The organism is Vibrio sp. 10N.222.46.A1 (assembly GCF_041473595.1).
GTDB classification, from domain to species: domain Bacteria; phylum Pseudomonadota; class Gammaproteobacteria; order Enterobacterales; family Vibrionaceae; genus Vibrio; species Vibrio tasmaniensis_A.
Window position 1 is genome coordinate 1 of the sequence record NZ_JBFRSN010001829.1, and the last position, 275, is coordinate 275.

Consider the following 275-nt stretch of genomic DNA (forward strand, 5'->3'; position numbering starts at 1 on the left):
GGATTAGATTGGTAAATCTCAAAGATTTTCTCAAACGATTCGCTATCCAATTTCGACATTTCGAAATCGACGTTTAGGTTGTTCAACTGGCCTTCACTGGTCTCGATGTTTGCGATATCCAGCTTAAGGTTGCTGCGCAGACGCTTAGTCGCTTCATCTAGATGTGATTCAAAATCGTACTTAGAGTTTTCAATGGTCATGAAAGGCTGCATTGCAGAGTCTGTAACCAAGAAGCTATCGATAGTAAAATTCTGAGAACCTAACCAGTAGCCTTT

Annotated in this window: 1 protein-coding gene; it reads right to left on the reverse strand. The window is 40.7% G+C overall.

Annotated features, from left to right (window positions below):
* Nucleotides 1-275: DUF945 family protein (locus AB4496_RS29510; RefSeq protein ID WP_372133695.1), on the reverse strand; the 275-nt coding region annotated here is incomplete at both ends.